General features: G+C 68.7%; 7 protein-coding genes. 2 read left to right on the forward strand and 5 right to left on the reverse strand.

The window, feature by feature from the left end; genetic code table 11:
* From P1X14_RS21615 to xseA, 3 genes are all read right to left on the reverse strand, one after another.
* Nucleotides 1–830, reverse strand: an 830-nt coding sequence (locus P1X14_RS21615) for a M23 family metallopeptidase (RefSeq protein ID WP_277317493.1), incomplete at its 3' end; no start/stop codon positions are given.
* Nucleotides 830–1,027, reverse strand: a complete 198-nt coding sequence (locus P1X14_RS21620; RefSeq protein WP_277317494.1) for a DUF2093 domain-containing protein — start codon at nucleotides 1,025–1,027, stop codon at nucleotides 830–832. The genes P1X14_RS21615 and P1X14_RS21620, both read right to left, overlap by 1 nt.
* Before the next feature lie 21 nt (nucleotides 1,028–1,048).
* Nucleotides 1,049–2,428 (reverse strand): exodeoxyribonuclease VII large subunit, encoded by a 1,380-nt coding sequence (gene xseA / locus P1X14_RS21625; RefSeq protein WP_277317495.1) that lies wholly within the window; start codon nucleotides 2,426–2,428, stop codon nucleotides 1,049–1,051.
* Here xseA and purD point away from each other — a divergent pair.
* The gene (gene purD / locus P1X14_RS21630) at nucleotides 2,427–3,689 is read left to right on the forward strand and encodes a phosphoribosylamine--glycine ligase (protein ID WP_277317496.1); all 1,263 of its coding nucleotides are present in this window, start codon (nucleotides 2,427–2,429) and stop codon (nucleotides 3,687–3,689) included. The genes xseA and purD overlap by 2 nt on opposite strands.
* 146 nt (nucleotides 3,690–3,835) lie before the next feature.
* Here purD and P1X14_RS21635 read toward each other — a convergent pair whose 3' ends face one another.
* Nucleotides 3,836–4,375, reverse strand: a complete 540-nt coding sequence (locus P1X14_RS21635) for a pseudouridine synthase (protein WP_277317497.1) — start codon at nucleotides 4,373–4,375, stop codon at nucleotides 3,836–3,838.
* On the reverse strand, nucleotides 4,372–4,746 hold the full coding sequence (locus P1X14_RS21640) for an RNase H family protein (RefSeq protein WP_277317498.1): 375 nt from the start codon (nucleotides 4,744–4,746) through the stop codon (nucleotides 4,372–4,374). Before P1X14_RS21640 ends, P1X14_RS21635 begins: the two co-directional genes overlap by 4 nt.
* 137 nt (nucleotides 4,747–4,883) lie before the next feature.
* On the opposite strand from P1X14_RS21640, the gene P1X14_RS21645 reads away from it, so the two are divergent.
* A partial coding sequence (locus tag P1X14_RS21645; RefSeq protein WP_277317499.1) for a hypothetical protein occupies nucleotides 4,884–5,070 on the forward strand: 187 nt, incomplete at its 3' end.

Here is a 5,070-nt window from a genome sequence, read left to right on the forward strand (position 1 = left end):
CCGGTGGCGCGCCCGGTGGCGCCGACGCGCCCGATCGGCTGGCCGCGGCGGACATGCGCGCCGGTGGTCACGTCGATCCGCGACAGATGCATGAAGGCGCTGTTCAGCCCGTTGCCGTGATCGATCAGCAACAGATTGCCTTCCAGCGTGAACGGCCGGGTTGTGGCGAGGATGACCACGCCATCGGCGGGCGCGATCACCACGGTGCCGGTCGGCCGCGCGACATCGACGCCCGAATGATAGGCGCCGGGTTCACCCGCATAGATGCGCTGCGATCCGAACAGGGTCGAGATGCGCCCGGTGACCGGCCACAGGAACGGCTGGCGCCAGCCCTCGGCATCGGTCTGCATGCGCCGCGCGCCGTTGATCTCGGCCAGCTCTGCGGGCCGCAGCCGCTGGAACTCGGCGCTGGGCACCGGGAATTTGGGCAGGGTCGGCAGGCGCGAGATGTTCCACGCCCGCGGCGCGACGCTGAGTGCCTGCGTCACCTGCTGCCCGCTCTCCAGCGTCGCCACCAAAGTCGCGCTGGCGCCCGCGTCGCGATCGAAACCGATCAGGAACTTGCCGTCGCGCGCGACACTGACCGGCTGGCCATTGAAGGTCAGCATCGTGGTGTCGCGCGGCGCGACGCCGATCACCACCCCGCCCTGCACCAGCTGTCCTTCGAGCCGGAACGGCCCGAGCGGCGCGGCAGGCTGTTCGGGTGCGGCTTCAGGCGCGGGGGCCGCAACCGCCTGCGCCACCACCGGCACGCCGGGCACCTGCAGATGCGCGCTGCCCAGCAGGACGAACACCGCCGAAACCGCATGAAGGCGAACGTAGAAGCCCATCAGTATCCGCTCGCCTTCGCGGCGAGTTCCGCGCTGGCATAGGGTTCTTGGCGGGCGACGCTCCAATAGCGCAGCATGTCGAGCGGGACCCGCTCGCCGCTCACCGCGCACACCACATGATCGCCGGTCGAAAGCACACGAAATCCGTTGGCCATGTAATGGAGCCTGGCGGCGCGGGTGTTGTTCGACATCAGCATGGGTGGATTCCGCTACTCGGGTTACAACAGGCTGGGCTGTTCGGGCTTGTCGCCTTCATAGGATTTGCCGCCCGCACGCTCAACCCGCGCGTCTACCGGACCGTCCCTGAACTGGAGCGTAATGGCACCGGCCGCACGCGCGTCCGCGGCGGTCATCACCACCTTGCCGGTGGCCCTTGCGCCGACGCGGACATAGCCGCGCTGGAGCAGATTGTCCGGATTGACCGAATCGAGCAGCCGCGATGCCCCGTCGAGCCGCTGCCGCGCCGCCGTCAGCCGGTGTTCGAGCGTCGCGGGCCGCAGCGCCCCGCCCGCCCGGTCCAGTTCGCCGCGCGAGCGCTGCACCTTGCGTTCCAGCCCCAGATCGAGCCGTGCGCCGAGATCGTCCATCTTCTGCCGCTGCGGCCCGAGCAGCGCATCGCGTTTCGGCAACACGCGGACCAAGGCCGCCAGCCGCTCGCCGCCGCGCTCGTGATAGCGCCGCGCGCAACGCTCGGTCCGCAGCGCCAGGCTGGAGATGGTGTGGCGCAGATCGGCGAGCACCGGCACCGCGATCTCGGCCGCCGCGGTCGGCGTCGGCGCGCGCAGATCGGCGGCGAAATCGGACAGGCTGGTGTCGGTCTCGTGCCCCACCGCCGAGATGACCGGGATCGCGCAATCGGCGATGGCCCGAACAACCACTTCCTCGTTGAACGACCACAGATCCTCGATCGAACCACCGCCGCGCGCGACGATCAGCAGGTCCGGCCGCGGCACCTTGCCGCCGGGCTGGATCGCATCGAAGCCGCGAACGGCATTGGCGATCTCCGCCGCGGAGCCATCGCCCTGCACCTTGACCGGCCAGACGATCACATGGCTGGGGCAGCGATCCTCGAGCCGGTGGAGAATGTCGCGGATCACAGCGCCGGTGGGCGACGTCACCACGCCGATCACCTTGGGCATATAGGGCAAGGGCTTCTTGCGCGCGGAATCGAACAGTCCCTCAGCCGCCAGCTTCGCCTTCAGCTTTTCGAGCAGGGCCATCAACTGGCCCTCGCCGGCCAGCTCCATCCGCTCGATCACGATCTGGTATTTCGAACGGCCGGGATAGATGGTCAGCTTGCCGGTCGCGATCACCTCGATCCCGTCCTGCGGCTGGAAGGGCAGCGCGCTGGCGGCACCGCGCCAGATCACCCCGTCGATCACTGCGTCGGCGTCCTTCAGCGCCAGATAGGCATGGCCCGACGCGGCACGCTTCCACCCCGAAATCTCGCCGCGCAACCGGACATGACCGAACTCGCCCTCCACCATCCGCTTCAGCTTCGAAGACATTTCGCTGATGCTGAGCGGCGCGGCGTTGTCGCCGGGCACCGCCTCGGCTACCAGCCGCCCCGATGAGCTTTCAGAAAAGGGATCGGGCATGAACGTCCTGCTGGTGGGGTCGGGTGGACGCGAACATGCGCTGGCCTGGAAGCTGGCGCAATCGCCCCTGCTCGATACGCTCTATGCCGCGCCGGGCAACCCCGGCATCGCTCAGGTCGCCGAGATTGCCGACATTTCGGCGGGCGACCATCGCTCGCTGATCGATTTCTGCATTCGCCATTCGATCCAGTTCGTCGTGGTCGGCCCCGAAGCGCCGCTGTGCGAGGGTCTTGGCGACAATCTGCGCACCATGGGCGTCGGCGTGTTCGGGCCGAACCGCTTCGCCGCGCAGCTCGAGGGATCGAAGGGCTTCACCAAGGATCTCTGCCAGCGCGAGCATATCCCGACCGCTGCCTATGCCCGGGTCGAGACCAAGGAAGGCGGCCTCGCCGCGCTCGACGATTTCGGGCTGCCGGTGGTGGTGAAGGCCGATGGCCTCGCCGCGGGCAAGGGCGTGACCGTCGCCGAAACGCGCGAGCAGGCCGAGGCCGCGATCCTCGACATCTTCTCGGGCCATGGCGGCAGCGCGGTGATCGAGGAATTTCTGACCGGCGAGGAAGCCAGCCTGTTCGTGCTGACCGACGGCACCAGCCTGATGCCGTTCGGATCGGCGCAGGACCACAAGCGCGTGGGCGAAGGAGATACCGGCCCGAACACCGGCGGCATGGGCGCGTACAGCCCCGCCCCGGTCCTCACCGCCGCACTCGAGCAGCAGGCGATCGACGAGATCGTCCGCCCCACCGTCGAGGCGCTGGCGCGGCAGGGGCATCCCTATTCGGGCGTGCTCTATGCCGGGCTGATGCTGACCGCCGATGGACCCAAGCTGATCGAATATAACGCCCGCTTCGGCGATCCCGAATGCCAGGTGCTGATGACCCGGCTTCAGGGCGACCTGCTCGAATATATGATTGCCTGCGACAAGGGCACGCTGGGCGACATGCCCGCGCCGGTCTTTGCCGACGGCACCGCGCTGACGGTGGTGATGGCGGCGAACAACTATCCCGGCACGCCCGAGACCGGCGGGACGATCGACGGGATCGATGCGGCGGAAGCGACCGGCGCCAAGGTGTTCCACGCGGGCACGAAGCTGGACGGCGGCAAGCTGGTGGCCAGCGGCGGGCGCGTGCTGACCGTCACCGCGACGGGTAGTACGGTCCGCGAGGCTCAGGCCGCAGCCTATCGCGCGGTCGATGCGGTCGACTTCCCGACGGGCTTCTGCCGCCGAGACATCGGCTGGCGCGAAGTGGAGCGGGAAGGCTGACCCAGAAAGCCCTCCCCCTTGATGGGGGAGGGTTGGGTGGGGGTGACCTCTCCTCATAATGCTGTCGAATGAGGAGAGGTCACCCTCATCCTCCCGCCGCTGCGCGGCGGGCCCCTCCTTCTCCCATCAAGGGAGAAGGGTAACATTTATGCTTCGCGCCACTCCCCCGGTGCCAGCCCCTCGACACTCCACTCCCCGACCGCCCAGCGCACCAGCCGCAGCGTCGGCAGGCCGACCGCCGCGGTCATCCGCCGCACCTGACGGTTGCGCCCTTCGCGGATCGTCAGCTTCAGCCAGCAATCGGGCACGGTCTTGCGAAACCGCACCGGTGGATCGCGCGGCCACAGCGCCGGATCGTCGATCCGCTCGGCCTGCGCAGGCAGGGTCATGCCGTCCTTCAGCCGCACGCCGCGGCGCAACTGGGCCAGCGCCGCCTCGTCCGCATCGCCTTCGACCTGCGCCAGATAGGTCTTGGCCATCTTGAACTTCGGATCGGCGATCCGCGCCTGCAGCCGCCCGTCATCGGTCAGCAGCAACAGCCCCTCGCTGTCGCGGTCGAGCCGCCCCGCCGGATAGACGCCCGGCACATCGACGAAGTCCGCCAGCGTAAGGCGCTTCGGCCCGGTGCTGTCGTCGGTGAACTGGCAGAGCACGTCGAACGGCTTGTTGAGCAGGATCAGCGTCACCGGTCGTGCAGCCTTGCCAGCGCGATCCCCGCGAGATTCTGCGTCCGCTTGATATGGCGGATGGGCGGCGGCGTGCTCCCGGCCAGCACGCGGAACCGATCGATATGGCGAAGCCCCGCCCCGCGCAGCTTCGCGGTGCCGCCGGCCTGTCCGATGACATTGGCCGAATCGCCCATCAGCACGAACGCGCCGCCCGCCGCCTGCGCCACTTCCAGCGCGTGGATAAGCGCCAGCCATTCGGCGTCGGCGCTGGTCCCCTGCCCCAGATCGCGCCGGATATGCGTGCGCCCGCCCGCCACAACCGCAAGCTCCATCGCGCCGGGGTTAGGGCGGCAGCCACCGTCGAAAAAGACCTTCAGGCGTGAGGGCATCCGCACCCTCTACACATTATCCCCGCCCCGGCGAAGCCACAGGAATGATATGTTATATCCTGTTCATCTGCCAGTCAGGCGCAAAGGCGGACACTCGCGACTCTGGATGTCCCAAGGGCGCCATAGGGGAGAGTCACATGCCGCGTTCCGCCTTGATGCTCGGGGCTTCCGCCCTGCTTCTCACCTCCGCCGCACCGCCACCGCCGCCCGCCGCAGCGCAGGACGGCAAGCGTGCCCAGTCACGCCAGGATCGCTCGCCGGTCCGCTGCCGCATGGTGCGCGACGAGGGTGCGTACCGCTCCGCGCCCGGCTATGCCCCGGTGC

Origin of the sequence: Sphingomonas sp. AOB5, from assembly GCF_029433115.1 — a bacterium.
Lineage (GTDB): Bacteria > Pseudomonadota > Alphaproteobacteria > Sphingomonadales > Sphingomonadaceae > Sphingomonas.